Genomic DNA, 15,992 nt, shown 5'->3' on the forward strand with positions numbered 1-15,992 from the left:
ACGCTAGTGATGGCGGTCAGGTTATTGCCGAGCATAGGCTCGTGGACAAGCATCAAGTCTCCATCAACCCTGAGCACGTAAAAGGCATCCCCATGGATACGCCAAGGCATTCACGGGGCAAAGTCGCTGGTCTTCAAGTCGGACCCGACGTGGAACAACGGGATCTGGACGTGTATGAGCAAATCGCGTCAGGAGGGCAATTGCAATGAGCGAAGCATTGTTATTGGCCAAGACGGAAGAATCTTTGTTGGAACTAGGGCTAAAGAAGGCCGCGTCGATTCTCCCTGCCAGCGTGGAGTGGGCAGCGGGAAAACAGGCGACGTATGTCGAGTTTCTGTCTCGTCTGTTAGAGGCAGAGACGGAGGAGCGGTTCAACCGCTACCTCCATACTCGCCTCAGCCTAGCACACTTCCCGTATCACAAGACGTTGGCAGACTTCGATTTTACGTTTCAGCCGTCCATCGACGAGCGACCAATCTGGGAATTAGCACAACTGTTGTTCGTGGAGGAGCGCAGTAACGTCATCCTCCTCGGTCCGCCCGGCGTGGGAAAGACGCATTTGGCTGTGGCACTGGGGATGGAGGCGTTGCAAAACCGAATGAGTGTGTATTTCGTCACCATGCAGCGGTTGGTCGCCGATTTACGAAAAGCGCATCAGGAGGGCCGATTAGAGAAGCGATTGAAGGTGTACATCCAACCGAAGCTTCTCATCTGCGACGAGGTTGGTTATCTGCCACTGGACGCGCTGGATGCAGCAAACTTCTTTCGTCTGGTTTCTGAGCGGTATGAACAAGGGGCGATGATTATCACATCCAATACGAGCTTCACTAACTGGGGAACCATGTTTGGGGATCAGGTGCTGGCATCGGCTCTACTTGATCGGTTGCTTCACCACGCGACAACGGTCAACATACGCGGGAACAGCTACCGGAAGAAGGATAAACTCAAAGCGGGCGTGACCCATGCCCTGCAAGAGGAGGTGAGAGACTAACCGAACATATGTCCGGGGAATTTTACGCGATGATTTTGAGGAAATCAAAACCGATGTTTTTGGGGAAATCGAACCGATTTTTTTGAGGAATTAAATCCGATGTTGACACCACCAGGCTCACGTCGGCCACGGCCGCTGCGCTGAAATCCGCAGGGATCACGCATGTCGGCCGTTATCTCGGTCCAGCGACGAACTGGAAAACGATGCAACAGACCGAAGCGCAGGCCATCCTTGCGGCCAGTCTGAATCTGTGGAGCATCTGGGAGACGAACCCTACGAACGCCAGCTACTTCTCGGATGCACAAGGAGCGTCTGACGGTAAAACGGAGGCAGCTTATGCACAGTCCTTTGGGCAGCCAAAGGGAACGGCCATCTACCACACCATTGATTACGATGTCCAACCGGACGCTTATTCGCGCATCCTGGAGCATTTCCAGGCCATCAAGGCTGCTAATACCGGGTACAAGGTCGGCGTATACGGTCCGTATGGCGTCCTACAGTACCTGTACCAGAACGGCGCGGCCGACTACTACTGGCAAACCTACGCCTGGTCGGGCGGCTTTCTCGTATCGTTCGCGCACCTGTACCAGTACCAAAACAGCGTAACTGTGGCCGGAATTAACGTAGACCGCGACAGAATTCTTCTCGACCCTGGGGGGTGGCAACAGATCATGGCAAGCACTTTACAAAGAGGCAGTACCGGCGACGCGGTCAAGACACTGCAACAGGAACTGAATACCGTACTGGGCATCAAGCTCACTGTGGACGGTATCTTCGGACCGAGCACCGAGGCTGCCGTCAAATCGTTTCAGCAGCAATATCACCTGTCGGTGGACGGTATCGTCGGTCCGCAAACCGAAGCTGCACTGAAGGCGGCGTATGCCGCAAAATCCGGCACCACAGGCAAGGTGCAACAAGCAATCAGCTTAATTCAACAGGCACAGAGCCTGCTCAAGGAGGTAGAGTGAGCATGTCTGTTGAGGCTCACGTTGTAAGTGGGTTGGCTGGTCTTTTGTCGTTGGTCGTGTCGGCGGGGATTGCGTATGTGGTTCCGCGCGTTAAGCAGGCTGTGGACGCACATGTCAATGACAAAACCGCTTCTGTGGTCAATTTGGTAATCGACGGGTTGGCCAATATCGCGCAGGCAGTAGTGCAGGACTTCAACCAGAAGATCGTCGCCAATGCGAAAAATGCGGGCACTTGGACACCGCAATTGGCGCAGGGTGTAAAGGCGGACGCCATCGCCGCTGTGAAAGCGCAGGGGGCTACGCTGGTTCAATTGGGGCAGCAGGTCGGCGTCGATGTTGAATCCCTCATTGACTCACTCATCGAGTCTGCTGTTTCACAGAATCACGTATCTGTACCTACTGCCAATGCAAACGCGCAGCCGCCGGTCAGTGACTAATGAATAAAGGCTCCGGCGATTGTCGGAGCCTTTATTCAAGCGATTAAAAGACAACTGCTTACTTGAGTTATCACTATGTCGACTTTCCATCCCTACGACGCGTCAGGATTTTTCTGGCGCGTCAATTATAGTTAGCGAGAAGTGAGTGTGCAAGCAGGGTGACACTCCTTCGGCGTTCTTTCGGGCAGTTGCATCTCCATGATGTCTCGATTTACTTTCACAATAAATACTTGAATAAGCACCTTATCGCAAATTATGTAAGATTTAATAGGGAAACGTTTGCTCGTATGTTTTTAGAACAGGTTTTAAGCAAATCGAAGGTGTGAACTATCCTCTTACCACGTGCGCTGATTGTCAACGTAAGATTGTCAACGTAATTCGAATAATAAGCAGCATGAGTGGACTTTTCCCTGAGACTGCCGCCCCCTAACGTTTTGCTTGCCTCCGAAATTTCATTACCATGGCAGCTAAAAGGGGAATACATATCAATGTCACCACAAAATACGCTGGCGCCACACCCGCGATGAAGTGCTCCATTTCCTTCGTACTGCGAAAGAATGCAAAACTGCCAGCCCACACGAATAAGCCGCCGGAGAGCGCCATAATTCGGTGTGATGACAGTTTAAAAACGTCCTTCATACCTTCACACCAGGCGTAGTGAAACACACCCAGTTTTATGCATATGGTGGACATCACACCTATCACGTAGAGTGTGTCCAGGCGCTCCAGGAAGCGACCGATGCGAATGCTGCGGACGGTTTCGAGCACCGGATACGACAGATAACTCTCGGATTGCCCCACTACGCCTGTCGTAATTATCTGAATGACGGTCAAGAGAACAGTCAGGATGGCCGTAGCCGTGACCATGTCTTTGGGAAGGGTCCGGCTTTCGCGCAAGGCCCGTACGAACTGTAGGCTAATCAACAGTTCCAATGCGTAGGTCAGATCCGGTGTGACGGCACCGCGGAGCACCGGCTGCCAGCCGTCGGCGAGAACTGGCATCAGTTCATGGACATCCATGTGCTTCATGGACAGGGCAAAGAGAACAGGTGTCACAACGAGCGCGAGCGGTATGATGAACTCACAGTCCCGCATAACGACCTCCACACCCATATACACCATGTATGAGATCCCAGCCATGCCGAGTAGTCCGATGATATATTCCGGGGTTCTAGGCAGGATGGTGATGCTCACAAACGATTCTACTTCCCGGAGGATGGTGCAATTAATCAGGTACAGCCAGACAAGAAACCAAAGACAAAACATGCGTCCCAGCCATGGTCCGAATGTGTCAATCAAGCCGTTGGTTAGATTTCGGTTTGGCAGCGCACGGATGAATACCGCAGCGGTACCAGCGGACAACAGGCCCCCGGCCACAAACAGGAGACCCGTAATCCAGCTGTCGCGGACGGTGAATTGGGCAACGATGAACGGGACTGTGACGATGCCGGTGGCAAGGATGCTCCAAACGAGTACGATGACGAGTTGAAATCGGGAAATCTGTACGTTCGACATAAGGTCGGATTCCCTTCTAAAGAATTTTGTACATCCACTTTGTAACTGGACCAAACATGGCTTCGAACGGTGCCAACAGATGCAGATTTGGCCACAGATGCCAGGAGACAGACGCAGACATGGCAAGTGCTGCGAAGATGAGTCCCCAGTACACTGGGACTTCGCGGCGCGCTGCCTGGCGAAGGGAATGTCTGTCTAGGACTGCAACGGCAAAGGCAGTGAATAGCGCGAGCCAGATCACTGTGTAATCACTCCGCGCCCTGCCGGTGGAGCCAAGCCACTTCGCGAGGCCGCGGATTCGGGTGTATTGGAAGAAAGGGCGGTCCGGGTAATATGGACGCGTACATTGCATCTGACCTGCGCCCGAGCAAAGTAAGCTGGCCATTGAGCACTAATCTGTCGCCACGTGTGTGGGTCTTCGATAAACAATCGCGTGCCGAACTGGCAAGCGTCCACATCGTCGGCTTGGAGCTTTGTCATCACTGCCTGCATATGCCGTTCCATGTACTTGGCAGTTTTCTGCTCAAGTTGCTGGTAAGTTTTCTCGCTCAACCGATCATTCGGACAAAGTCGGTCGATCTCCGCCCGCGCTTGAACCTTCACCAGAAAACTCACCCCATCGCTGCCAAACCGTGGAATGACCTGGGTGTGGGAACCGAGCAATCGCACGGCGCTTCCAACGTCGCCGTCCTTGGCGTCGCACGGCAGGGGGATGACCACCTGGCGGGTGTCCATCATGAGCCACGCGAGCCCCTTCGTCTCGTCCACCGTCAGGACGTCCACCATCTTTGCACCGCGAAACAAAGCAACCCCTTTCATGAGAATGTGGCCCGTAGCGCCTCTGTCTACCAACGACAGGACGGAGGCCTGCGACGGTGACAGGTACTCCTTCATTACCTCGAGTTGCTCACTGTTGACAACGCGGAACATCTCACCGATTTGCTCCACTAAAGCACGAAGGCCCAGCGCGTTCAGCGGCTCAGGTTCGGACGGTGCCGAAAGAACATCCTGGGCCTGTCCCGGTGTCACGAGGAACAGTTGATTGCGGCGAAAGTACCGGTTCCGCTCGAAGTAGTCAAGTGCCCCGTCAATGCCTTGCTTTGCGTAGTCGCTTCCGAACACCAACACCGTGTTGTGCGCCAAGTACATGAGGTGAGGTACGTCCGCCTTGAATTTATCCATCGCGTCTTCGATAATTGTGCCCGTCTCTTCACGGATAATGAAGGGCGCGCCGCCTTTCCCTGAACCTTCCCCTGAACCTGAACCGCTCCCTCCAGCCGAAGGAGCGGCATCCGGATTGACGAGTTGGGCCGTCACTCGTACCAAGCCGTCGTCGGTCCGGTCGATACCAAGGGCTATGACGATATTCATGTCGTCGACCTCCTGAATGTCAAAACACCCTGGCAAAAGCAACGAACCGACGCTCGTCACGAAGAGGAAGGCCAGCTTACGCAGAAGGCGCGACCTCATGGCTGCCCCTCGCCATAGGGAGATTTTTTGGGAACTCGCGGTGCTGGACTGCGGTTGCTGACACGGTCGATCGGTTCAAGCTGCTCAGGGCGTCGTCTGGTCGCAAACCAGGGAACCCGAATGAACGTATCCTTCATGTCCGACCAAGTAAACGGCGCGATGGGGGCCATGTAAGGAACCCCGAAGGAACGCAGAGAGACGAGATGCGTCACAAGGACTAATCCGAGGACGACAATGCCGACCAGTCCGAAAATGCCGGCTATGATGACGAATGCGAATTGAATAATCCGGCTTGAATTCACGAATCCATACGCTGGAAGAGAAAACGATGCGATTCCGGTTCCTGCCACCACTATTACCATGCCCGGAGATACCAGGCCCGCACGCACTGCGGAGTCGCCGACAATAAGCGTACCGACAATGCTGACCGATTGCCCAACGGCCTTTGGCAGCCGCGTCCCGGCTTCACGCAGGGCTTCAAAGACGCACATCATCACGAGCGCTTCCAAGGTGGTCGGAAAGGGAATGCCGCGGTGTTGGGCCTCCACGCTGACGAGCAACGGTGTCGGTATCAAGTCTTGGTTGTAAGATAACAGGGCCACGTACAGAGACGGCAACATGAGGGAAGACCAGTATGCGATGTGGCGCAAAATGCGAATGAACAACGTTAGCGTGTAGTTCATGTAATAATCTTCGGCTGATGCCAGAAAATTGATGAACTGTGCCGGTACCATCAAGCTGGTTGGCGCTCCGTCGAGCATGATGGCGATGCGCCCCTGCAGCAGACTGCCCGTCACCCGGTCCGGTCGCTCGGTCTCTTCGGTTGTCGGAAACAGGGTGTACGGCGCGTCGCCGATCAGTTCGCGCAACTTGTTGATATCATTCACTCCGTCGATGGAAATCTTGCGCAGCCGTTGGCGCGCTTCGTCCACCAGAGTTGGTTTGGCGATGCCTTCGATATAGGCGATGCATACGGTAGTCTTGGAGTATACGCCGATACGCATTGATTCGACCTTAAGGCGCGGACTGCGGATCCGCTTGCGCAGGAGCGCGATGTTGAGCTCCAAATGCTCGATGAACGCCTCCTGAGGACCCTCAATAGTGGGCTCGTTCTCAGCTTTTTCGACGGCCCGCGCCGGAGGATCGCTGATATCAAGTACGAGAGCCACTTTGGAACCGTCGGCGTAGAGCACCACCTGGCCATCCGACACAGCAGTGTTCAATTCGTAGCGCAGTCCGATCGAACGGATGTGTACTGTGTGCAGGACGGACCCAATCTGCCGTATGTCTGATGGCCGTCGTGACAAGGTCTCAAGGGGCTGGAGAACACCCTCTTCGATTCGCGCAAGGTCCACCAAACCGCGCAGCCAGATCAAAAGTACGCGCGTACCGTGAACGTCGACTTCGCGGCGTAGCAAGTCGTCACAGTGTTGCCACTCCCCTTCAATCCAGCCACGTAAACCTTCTAGACGGGAGGGCAAGGGTTCATCCGGCTGATGCCACGAAGCATCCACCAAGCCGGCAATTCTGTCAGGATGGTTCCCGAGATCTTTGGCCTTCTTACCCCGCTTCTTAAGTAACACAGCATGCTCTCCCCGCGTGTAATTTCTCTTGGTATTTTGACCACATCCAGCCAAAGCTATGCACCAATATTTGGTATGCACAAGTTTTTTGTTGCTTTTGCGGGCAAGAGGGAGATTAACACGGTAATCCCTGTAATGAGGTGAAGAGTGTTCTTGAAGTTAAGGGGGTGTGTGATGCAGATAAAGTACAGTGAAGAACCAAGGGGGCATTGCTCTTCTATCATTTCTTCTACTGGGACAAGAATTTCTGATTTGACAGTAGTGAACGGAGAGGGTGATTTAAACAAAACAAAAAAACAAAACATCAGGCTTATTGCAGAGAAACGTGACGAGCGTTTATGCATTAAATTGCACAATTGTGCGTTTCCTGTATGCTACTTATTGCATATTGCAGCGACGGGCAGTTTACTGAAATAGTAATCCTATGTGATAGGGTACTATTGTTGGTAGCGCTTCGGCAAGGGTTTTCGTTTTATTAATTTGCGGTACTAAGAAAGCCGTTTAGTGGTGTGTCTGCGTGTGATTTCTATTACTCCATTTACCAGGATTTGTGTCATCGGTGATCACAGCATTGATAACATCAAGGTAGTGTTTTGCGTTGTCTTCTAGATATTTGACGCTTCGTTTCGCTTCCTCCACCTGAGCCAGAGCAACGGCCTTTTGTTTCAAAATAATTTCATAGCGTTCCTGAATGGTTGAAATTCCTTCCAAACGCAAATCTACAAACCTTTTGATGTCTTTGATTGACATGCCACATTGTTTCAGAAATTTGGCAGCTGTAAGCCAATTAAGGACTCGTCATCAAAAAGACGATTGTTATTGATGTCGCGCTGCACACTTGGGACTAGTCCCTTATCGGTATAGTAGCGAACAGTGTGTTCGGTCAAATCAAGCATCTTAGTTACTTTTTTTACGGTATACATTGCAAATCCACCTCGTAAAGATTTCGATCACAACCTCTTGACTTCGTGTTACGCGAAGGCTGTAACCTCATAGTATATCAAGTATCGACACCGTAAATCCGACAGGAATATGCAGAAGGAGGAGGACACCGTGGATAAAAAAATCTGGTTCATTACGGGAGCCTCTCGCGGTTTTGGGCGCATTTGGGCCGAAGCTGCACTCACGCGTGGCGATAGGTCGCAGCTACTGCCTGCACTTTGGCAGACGTTGCCGATCTGAAGGAACGTTTCGGAGACGCCGTTCTCCCCATGGCGCTCGACGTAACTGATGCCGATCAGGCTCGATATGTCGTTCGGCAGGCACACGCGCATTTCGGCAAGCTGGACATTGTCCTCAACAATGCCGGTTACACCCTGGTCGGAACGGTTGAGGAGGCTAGCGAGGCCGAAGTCCGCGCTCTGTTTGACACGAGCTACTTTGGTATGCTTCGGGTCATCCAAGCAGCCCTGCCTCTGCTGCGGCAACAGGGCCATTTACTCGGCGTCTCAAGCGGCATGGGGATTGTGGCGATGCCGCTCATCGGCTTCTATTGCGCCTCCAAATGGGCAGTCGAAGCGCTCTACGAAAGCCTGGCGCAAGAGGTCAAAGGCTTTGGCATCAATGACGCTGCTCGAGCCCGGAGCCTATGCGACCGATTTTGCAAGTCCCTCGTCGCTGAAGACCGCACCGGGAATTGACGCCTATGCCGTCCTCGGAGGCGGGGTTTCGGGGAGCTATCAAGCGAAGAACGCGGCGATCCACAAGCGACAGCAGAAGCCATCCTCAAGATCGTGGACGCAGAGGATCAGCCGCTTCGATTTGCTGTCGGCTCCGGGGTCCTGCCGAGAGCTCGTGACGTTTATGCTGACCGCCTAGCCACCTGGGAGGCGTGGGAGGCTGTCTCGAACGCAGCGCAAGGCAAACCAAAAAAATCAGCCATCGCACCATGAGTGACCCCAAAAAGCTAGACACTTTGCAATTAGGAAGCTTTTAAGGCATGAGTTTGGTATTCCAGGACTCATGCCTGTTAGTTTTGTTTGTATGCGATGATATTTATAGTTAAGGAAGCTAACCACCGGACTCGTGAAGGAGGCACATAAATTCGACGCAAAATCAGTGATGGTGCCTGGTTGAGGGAGACAGATAGAGTAAAGTTTTTAACACTGCTACACCAAGGGTACACCTGTGATACGCGCCACATCTTCCTGCCAAGCAACCAAGTCTGTAGCATCTACGTCGTGTAGGCTTGTTTTGCCAAGAGCTCTCGCCCCGAGTTTCATCTCCTCGACGCAGCTGGTTAAAAAATTGCCCAAACTCTGGGCACCTCGGTCTTCGTCAAAACTTCGGCGTTTGCTACCTTTTGCCCACGCTATTGCGGTAGGCGGCTCAAACGGAATTGTATTGACGATTTGCGTGTGTGTGGCAGCGAACAGGGCGGCGGTGCCAATGTATACTGCGTCAGCTCCTAGCGCCAGGGCTTTCAACATATCTCCAGGCGTGCGAATGCCACCAGAGATGACGAGGTCGATGCGGCTACGCAACCCATGGTCGACCAGAAATTTCTGTGCCCGGCAAAGGGCGACAAGTGTCGGCAAGCCGAAATCGTCTACGAGGATAGCAGGGGATGAGTGAGTACCTCCTTGAGCACCATCTACGACAATTACGTCGAACCCAGCACGGACGGCGATGGCCAAATCATGTTCGAGGTTATGGCTCGCGGCGATTTTCACGGCGACGGGGGCACCTTCGCTAACACTTCTCAGGTGGCGAACGAGTCTTCGAAGTGCACCTGGGTGGGACGCTTCCGAAACGCCGGCAGGGATATAGCATCCGGTAGTCAGAGCATCCGGAGACCCGAAGTCGTTTGCAATATTTTTAGTTAAATCCTCCGGATAGATGACGGTACCGCAACCAGCGTGAGCTCCTTGTCCCAATCGGACTTCTATCATATCGGCGGTGCGTAAGGCTTCACGTGAGGGGCGCCAGGGGGCATCGTGCACTTGCACGACAAGGTGTTTGGCCAGCGCGCGGAATTCCGGCAACCATGCTCCCTGTCCAGTGTTACTCGCAATACCTGCCATCGCTGCACCCTTCATCAATGCTCGGACAAACGGTTTACTTAAGGCGACACCGTATCCCATGGCGGAGATCAGGATGGGCATGGAAACGATCATTGGGCGGTCCGCCCTCCGGCCGATGACTGTCTTACTAACTACGGCGACTTGATGATTAAGCGGACGTCGTTGTAACTGGGCAGGGGAAAATAACAACCCGTCAAAATGGGGGAATTGACGTGTTGTCCCAATGGGCTTAGCCAATGGCCTGCCCTCTTGGGAGCGGATCTCATTTTCAATCATCCACTGAACTCCAAATTTTTGTACCGCCGTCAGGCCTTCAGCTAAGTTTGACGTATAGGGTTCTTCGAACAGAATTCGCACAGAACGGCGGAAAACCCGCTCAAACGCCCATCGCCACCACCAGGGAATTGTCAGATACGCGGCTAAACTTACCAAAAGGAGGATTCCAATGTAAATTAGTCCAAATTGAATCCACGCCTGTGTATGATTAGATGCCACACTTCACGACCCCCGGAATGTAAATGCTAAAAGTTATTCATAAGTAACTGTTACCTTAAAATCTCCATTTTCAAATAATATATGTGTTAAACGCTAATTGGACCATGATTGCATTTTATGTAATTTTTCTATGGTTCATTTGCTTGCGGGCGTTAACGTGATGTTCCCATAAGTTAAATCCCCGTAATTCGTCTCGTTGACATTGTTATGTGCTACATACTGAGGACGGGAAACTAAATAGCCTATTGATAAAGCTACGAGAATGGCCGCGCAACCGATAACACCCAAAAGGGTCTTTATAATCATTCTCTGTTCATGCGGACTCCTCCCAATACAAAAGATTCTTCACCGTTGAAGTGAATAGCTCAAAACAAAGCTTAGTGAACCATGGCGTAGCAACTATTAAAAACACATTATGGATATGCATTGAAAATCCATAATGTGTAATCATTACAAATTATTATTAAATCAACCTGCAATTTACCTGATAATGCTTGTTAACGCTGCGTTTTTATAAAATTTCACCATGTTATCGATCTGTTACCTACTCAAACCCCATTCACACGCCATTTCATGCGACATCAATTCTAAGGCGTTTAGCGTTCGCTCTGGGACGTTTGGCCAGTTTATCGGAACTTATCAAGATACAACGAAGTAGGGTGAGTCTGACCGACTGAAACGTAATCCATTTCAGCAGCGTCTATTGCTTAGTAAAGATAGTGAAGGAAAGGAATGCGTGGCCATGCCTTCGAAAACAATGATGATCATAACAATAGTGACCGCAACTGTACTTTTGGCGGGATGTGGAGCAAGTAATTCAAGTGTAGTGGTACCGAATTTTCCTGCTGCACAACCCAAAACAACTACGAATTCAGTGGCAACTCCCACTGGGAACACGAGCACCTCTAATTCCACAAGCACGCTACAAATCAACGCGAATTCACTGTTCATGACATCCAAATCGACAGGATGGAACTTTCCAGCATTTCAAGGTGATCCAATCCTCAATGACGCTGTTCTTCATACACATGACAGCGGGAAAACGTGGCACAACAGTACGCCAGCAGGCGTGGCGTCTCAATACACATTCGCCGGAGGGCTTGCAGTTAGCGACTCAGAGGCATGGTTCGTTGCTTCGACAGGCCAAAAAACCATGTTGTACCATACGACAAACGGCGGTGCTTCATGGACATCCATCTCTGTTCCGAAATCCTATATTATAGGAGAGCTCAGTTTCACTGACAGTCAACACGGATGGTTGTTAGCATCGCAGGGGCCAGCAGTAGGGCAAGAGCCGATTGATCTCTACTCCACTTCGGACGGAGGGAAAACGTGGTCGCGAATATTGAGCAAAACTGTGTCGAATAAACTTCTTCTTGGAAACAAGACGGGTATTACCTTTGTAAATAGCACGACAGGCTGGCTAACGGTCGACAGTGGACAACATCCCGGACAAGTAGGCTTGTATGTTACCAATGATGATGGACGTACTTGGGGGCTTCAAAACGTGCCTGTTCCGACGAATTTACAAAAGAATTATGCGCATCCTTTGGCACCGACGTTTTCGTCGTCACAGATGGGCTTTATGCCAGTCATATTTAATAACGGCAGCACGGTTATCTACACCACACAGAATGGTGGGCAAACGTGGAGTCCTACTACTCCGATCCCTATTTCCCAAGTTGTTCGTGTGTCGTTAACTGGTGGAACGATTTACGTAACGGATGGGCAGACCGTTTATTATTCACATGACAACGGGCTGAATTGGGAGAAGTGGAAGGGCAAAGTTAAATCTGGTGGTCAAATCGGTGCTGTAACTCCAAACGGGGCATACGTGGTTGGAAACGGAGGTTCCAGGGTCACCAATATTCCTATATGTACGTCAGATTTCGCAAAATAGGCGGGACGCTGAGGGAAATGAAGGTGTCTATCTCAACGTCCATTATCGCTGTAACTTAGGTTTAAACAATACAAATGATGCAGCAAGCCAGCAGAGGAATCCCGCAAAAAACTCCATACCTGAAAGAGAGTAGCCGTGTATGTAGACATATTTGGTTAAGTTGCTTGTGGCGGTACAGATGATGCCAAGACCTGCAAACGTAAAAAATGTTCTATGCTCGGATATATTGGCTTTAACGCGATTCCAGGGATGTATCACAGTCGCACCCCCCACCTAAAGGTATGTATTCGATACTGAGGGTATAACGATAGGGCATCAATTTTAAGGTATTCTACGGGCGTTCTAAGGAGTTGCGGGTCTGGGTATCGTGGAAGATTGAAAAAATCGAAAGCAGGCCGTTCTAGGTGGCCTGTTTTCGCGTTATCTTGAAGGATTTTCCCTCTTCACAACACTTGAACATCCTCGACATCGAGGTACGAGACAAACTCCTCACGCTCTGGCTCGTCGTCCCTTGCGGCCCAGATACCATCAAAGTCGCTTTCGGTGACGGTGCCTGTCCACTCATATGTGGGTTTGTCTGGAGTCGCATACAAAGAACTGCGAACGACGACGCGAACGTGGGTGCCGGGTTTCATCATTCGGTGTCGCCTACTTCGGCACGTTGAACTCGCGCAAAGCATCATGCCCTGCATCTTCTGCAACACCGTGACCACAGGCGTATATGACAACGCTGCCGGAAACTTCGATCTCCATGCGACCGACTTGGCGGCCTGTTCGCCATTCTTGAACTCTACCACATTTTTTGCATTTTATTTCGAACAAAACTAGCCCCTCCCGAATATCACGAACAGGTGCCGACTTGACTGGGCGGGGCCGTCGAAACACCTGTTTGTGATTCAAGATGCACCTGAATTGTTGTCTCCAAATGGGTATCGTTTTGGGCATCTGAGCCGATGGATTTAGATTCTACGCATTAGATCTGGATTGCCGAAGAATCCAAAGGCGACGCGGAAAAGTTGGATGTCGATTCAGTTTGATTCTGCCCGTTGAATCGTGGCTCAGCAAGCTTGAAAACTGCCGTATTCGCAAGGACACCGTGGGTACTGCTGTTTTCCGCGGTTCTAATTTGCAGAAAAACGCGGCGGTCGTTTATGCATTGATATTGCATATTCATACGCTTTTCGTGTGCTACACTTATTGAACTAAGTGGCAGAAATACCCAATATGATCCAATGCATTGTCTCGGTAGAATCACATCGATCGCTTCTGACTGACCGTTTATCTACGGTGTAGATTCTTGGGTATACCTGTTTCGAAACCACACGGTAGATAGCAGTTGCGCCGAGCCTGCTAGGAAGAATGGGAGAACGAACTCTTCCTCCTCCATCATCTGACCAAAGGCTGCCGGCCACGCTCCAGTTGTCAACGTGAGGATCACAATCGTACTGACTTTGCGTTGCCAGGATCTGAGTCTTTTGTGCCCGGTCGCCATCACCATGGAGCGACTACCACGACTGCCAAGATTCAGACCGACCGCGAATAGATTTAGGCATGCAGCAGTCCACAGCCAAGGCACCAGGGGCAGAGCGAACACTGTGATCGAACCGATGATTTGGAGGTATACCATGGTTCTTATGGCACCGAAGCGATTTGCAATTCGAACATTTAGCAAAGCTACGCCACCCGCTGCAAAATAGGAGGCCGCTACAACGACGCCTATCACGTATTCACTGGCATGAAATCGAACCGACAGCCAGAAGGATGTCATCGTGATCGAGAGGGTGACAGCGACGCTATTTACGAGATTCACGAGCGGCGAGCCAAGTCTCGTTGGAGCCTGGCTCGCGAACTTTGCAGTGGAACGATGCCGTGAACTTAGATTGTCCACAGTCCATTTTCCTCCCATGATCACGACAACCATCGCAACAGGGATCAGCGGGCGCAACGTGGATAACTTAGGAAACCATGTTTGCCAATGCCACGTCAGAAGGCTAACGATGGCGACGAGGCCGATGATTTGGAGAAGACCCATCCATTCGGTGAGAGATGCCTCTGTCGCCGGTTCTCGTCCCTCCTTATCGGTCGTGTTTGCCCGCTTCGATTCAGCATTCGTTCTGGTTCTTGGCTTTCGCTGACCACCGCTCACCCGAGCGATGGTCCAAGCGCAGAAGAGAGATGTTAGCGTCGTGAGCGCAAAAACGATGTGATAGGATTCGGTGCTCGGCACCCATAGTTTGAGTAAGGATGGTAGACCGGCAATCAGCGCTCCCACACCCATGCCAACGTATCCGACCGCAGCGTGAACACCGAAGATGGCATGCGCACTTCGCTCATCACTTCGACGTGCGTATGCCCCTAACCAAGCGCGTTCGATGGGTGCGATAGGTCCGCCAGAGCCGCTGTGGCCACGCCCGAAGCCGGCTATACCGATGGCGAAACACATAGCCAGTGCGTTTGTGGTGATGGCGAGCACCAACGCGGCGATGCAGGCCAAGAGTTCGTATACCAGGATGTATCGTTTTGATCCGAGCAGTTGCTGAAGTTCCCCAGCAAAAACCGTCAAAATGCTGCGCACCACACCGGATGCAGCCAAGACGCCACCGATGGCTAGGCCATGCCATCCAAGTGACTGGAGATATAGGCTCACGTCGACGGCTGCGATGCCTTGGCACACGTTTCTCAGCAATGCCGCTTGTTGGAGTCGTCGAACCGTTGGGTGAGAGGAGAGATTGGATGATTTACCTTCGACCATGGTCTGCCTCCGCGTGACTAGGAAATAGATGATTTGTGCATATCGTAACACGTCACGTCCGAAATCTGTCCAAAATGCGTGAGCGTAAAGTAGCTCACACCTCGTAACTACATGAAAATGGCGAGATAATCTCCTCAAATACAATACATCGAGGAGGTTTTTTGTTTGTGCAGAACGGAGTTACGAGATCTGTGGGAGGGGCGGATCGCGAGCTTTCGTGCCAGTGGCCAAAGAGCGCCAGTCTGGTGCGACGAGCACAGTGTCAATATTCATACCTTGCGGTATTGGCTGCAGAAGACGAGCACTAGCCACAAGTCGGAACCTAGGTCACCGGTGAAATGGTTGTCCGTCGAGGTTGCCGAGGGCGGTGGTGGCCAGCCAATGTCAGAAGGTAAAATTGCAATTTGTATCGGCGATGCCCGTGTTGAAGTGGAGCCAGGGTGTAATCTCGTCTTTTTACGCGAGGTCGTTCAGACCTTGGCGACATTATGCTGAGTGACGCGGCGGTGTTACGGATATGCGCAAATCCATTGACGGACTCGCCGTACTCGTCAAAGAGGTGTTCGACTTGAATCCGTTCTCGCCCTGTCTTTTCGTCTTCTGCAATCGGCAACGAGACAAGTTAAAGATTCTCCAGTGGGATCACGCCGGATTCTGGCTGCACTACCGTCGCTTAGAGCGCGGTCGTTTTCAGTGGCCGGATGCATCCCAAGAAGGCCCTATCTGTGTCAGCCGTCGAGAACTTCGCTGGTTGCTGGACGGGTTGTCCATCACACAACGTCAAGCACATCCAAAGGTGGTGGCGAAGACGGTCATATGACCGTGAAAAATTGCTTAAGAATCCAATCATGACAAGGG

General features: G+C 51.7%; 18 protein-coding genes. 10 read left to right on the plus strand and 8 right to left on the minus strand.

What is annotated here, in order from left to right; all coding sequences use genetic code 11:
* Nucleotides 1-41: 41 nt before the first annotated feature.
* The 4 genes from K1I37_RS08345 to K1I37_RS08360 all read left to right on the plus strand — a co-directional run bounded on the left by K1I37_RS08345 (nt 42) and on the right by K1I37_RS08360 (nt 2,396).
* Complete coding sequence (locus tag K1I37_RS08345) at nt 42-209, plus strand: hypothetical protein (RefSeq protein ID WP_242215996.1); 168 nt, start codon at nt 42-44, stop codon at nt 207-209.
* Nucleotides 206-991 (plus strand): IS21-like element helper ATPase IstB, encoded by a 786-nt coding sequence (gene istB / locus K1I37_RS08350; protein ID WP_242215997.1) that lies wholly within the window; start codon nt 206-208, stop codon nt 989-991. The genes K1I37_RS08345 and istB overlap by 4 nt, the downstream gene beginning before the upstream one ends.
* 140 nt (nt 992-1,131) lie before the next feature.
* Nucleotides 1,132-1,959 carry a glycoside hydrolase domain-containing protein gene (locus tag K1I37_RS08355; RefSeq protein WP_236026621.1) on the plus strand — a complete coding sequence of 276 codons (828 nt, stop codon included), beginning with the start codon at nt 1,132-1,134 and terminating at the stop codon, nt 1,957-1,959.
* A 2-nt stretch (nt 1,960-1,961) separates the two neighbouring features.
* Entirely contained in the window at nt 1,962-2,396 is a 435-nt protein-coding gene (locus tag K1I37_RS08360; protein ID WP_021295818.1) for a hypothetical protein, read from the plus strand.
* 426 nt (nt 2,397-2,822) lie between these two features.
* Here K1I37_RS08360 and K1I37_RS08365 read toward each other — a convergent pair whose 3' ends face one another.
* The 3 genes from K1I37_RS08365 to K1I37_RS08375 all read right to left on the minus strand — a co-directional run bounded on the left by K1I37_RS08365 (nt 2,823) and on the right by K1I37_RS08375 (nt 6,964).
* Nucleotides 2,823-3,911 (minus strand): GerAB/ArcD/ProY family transporter, encoded by a 1,089-nt coding sequence (locus K1I37_RS08365; protein WP_206919742.1) that lies wholly within the window; start codon nt 3,909-3,911, stop codon nt 2,823-2,825.
* Nucleotides 3,912-4,148: 237 nt separating this feature from the next.
* The gene (locus K1I37_RS08370) at nt 4,149-5,381 is read right to left on the minus strand and encodes a Ger(x)C family spore germination protein (protein WP_206919731.1); all 1,233 of its coding nucleotides are present in this window, start codon (nt 5,379-5,381) and stop codon (nt 4,149-4,151) included.
* Nucleotides 5,378-6,964 carry a spore germination protein gene (locus K1I37_RS08375; protein WP_242215998.1) on the minus strand — a complete coding sequence of 529 codons (1,587 nt, stop codon included), beginning with the start codon at nt 6,962-6,964 and terminating at the stop codon, nt 5,378-5,380. The genes K1I37_RS08370 and K1I37_RS08375 overlap by 4 nt, the downstream gene beginning before the upstream one ends.
* Nucleotides 6,965-7,138: 174 nt before the next feature.
* On the opposite strand from K1I37_RS08375, the gene K1I37_RS08380 reads away from it, so the two are divergent.
* The gene (locus K1I37_RS08380) at nt 7,139-7,381 is read left to right on the plus strand and encodes a hypothetical protein (RefSeq protein ID WP_206919729.1); all 243 of its coding nucleotides are present in this window, start codon (nt 7,139-7,141) and stop codon (nt 7,379-7,381) included.
* Between the two features lie 84 nt (nt 7,382-7,465).
* Here K1I37_RS08380 and K1I37_RS08385 read toward each other — a convergent pair whose 3' ends face one another.
* Nucleotides 7,466-7,714 carry a MerR family transcriptional regulator gene (locus K1I37_RS08385; protein WP_242215999.1) on the minus strand — a complete coding sequence of 83 codons (249 nt, stop codon included), beginning with the start codon at nt 7,712-7,714 and terminating at the stop codon, nt 7,466-7,468.
* Nucleotides 7,715-7,725: 11 nt separating this feature from the next.
* Nucleotides 7,726-7,887, minus strand: coding sequence for a MerR family DNA-binding transcriptional regulator (locus tag K1I37_RS08390; protein ID WP_021298708.1), 162 nt, complete (start codon nt 7,885-7,887; stop codon nt 7,726-7,728).
* A 130-nt stretch (nt 7,888-8,017) separates the two neighbouring features.
* On the opposite strand from K1I37_RS08390, the gene K1I37_RS21515 reads away from it, so the two are divergent.
* Both K1I37_RS21515 and K1I37_RS08395 read left to right on the plus strand, forming a co-directional pair.
* On the plus strand, nt 8,018-8,146 hold the full coding sequence (locus K1I37_RS21515) for a hypothetical protein (protein WP_021298707.1): 129 nt from the start codon (nt 8,018-8,020) through the stop codon (nt 8,144-8,146).
* 29 nt (nt 8,147-8,175) lie between these two features.
* On the plus strand, nt 8,176-8,604 hold the full coding sequence (locus tag K1I37_RS08395) for an SDR family NAD(P)-dependent oxidoreductase (RefSeq protein ID WP_021298706.1): 429 nt from the start codon (nt 8,176-8,178) through the stop codon (nt 8,602-8,604).
* A 468-nt stretch (nt 8,605-9,072) separates the two neighbouring features.
* Here the strand turns inward: K1I37_RS08395 and K1I37_RS08400 are convergent, their stop codons facing one another.
* On the minus strand, nt 9,073-10,482 hold the full coding sequence (locus K1I37_RS08400) for an FMN-binding glutamate synthase family protein (RefSeq protein WP_021298705.1): 1,410 nt from the start codon (nt 10,480-10,482) through the stop codon (nt 9,073-9,075).
* Nucleotides 10,483-11,224: 742 nt separating this feature from the next.
* On the opposite strand from K1I37_RS08400, the gene K1I37_RS08405 reads away from it, so the two are divergent.
* A complete protein-coding gene (locus K1I37_RS08405) occupies nt 11,225-12,382 on the plus strand; it encodes a WD40/YVTN/BNR-like repeat-containing protein (RefSeq protein ID WP_152498890.1) in 1,158 nt (385 codons plus the stop codon).
* Between the two features lie 443 nt (nt 12,383-12,825).
* Here K1I37_RS08405 and K1I37_RS08410 read toward each other — a convergent pair whose 3' ends face one another.
* The gene (locus K1I37_RS08410) at nt 12,826-13,179 is read right to left on the minus strand and encodes a hypothetical protein (RefSeq protein ID WP_021298703.1); all 354 of its coding nucleotides are present in this window, start codon (nt 13,177-13,179) and stop codon (nt 12,826-12,828) included.
* Between the two features lie 485 nt (nt 13,180-13,664).
* On the minus strand, nt 13,665-15,134 hold the full coding sequence (locus K1I37_RS08415) for an MFS transporter (protein WP_021298702.1): 1,470 nt from the start codon (nt 15,132-15,134) through the stop codon (nt 13,665-13,667).
* Nucleotides 15,135-15,299: 165 nt separating this feature from the next.
* Between K1I37_RS08415 and tnpA the strand changes: the two genes are divergently transcribed.
* Together tnpA and tnpB are read left to right on the plus strand one after the other, a co-directional pair.
* On the plus strand, nt 15,300-15,629 hold the full coding sequence (gene tnpA / locus K1I37_RS08420; protein WP_242216000.1) for an IS66 family insertion sequence element accessory protein TnpA: 330 nt from the start codon (nt 15,300-15,302) through the stop codon (nt 15,627-15,629).
* 22 nt (nt 15,630-15,651) lie between these two features.
* Nucleotides 15,652-15,954 carry an IS66 family insertion sequence element accessory protein TnpB gene (gene tnpB, locus K1I37_RS08425; RefSeq protein ID WP_242216001.1) on the plus strand — a complete coding sequence of 101 codons (303 nt, stop codon included), beginning with the start codon at nt 15,652-15,654 and terminating at the stop codon, nt 15,952-15,954.
* The last annotated feature ends 38 nt before the right edge of the window (nt 15,955-15,992 follow it).

Origin of the sequence: Alicyclobacillus acidoterrestris (genome assembly GCF_022674245.1) — a bacterium.
GTDB classification, from domain to species: Bacteria; Bacillota; Bacilli; order Alicyclobacillales; family Alicyclobacillaceae; genus Alicyclobacillus; species Alicyclobacillus acidoterrestris.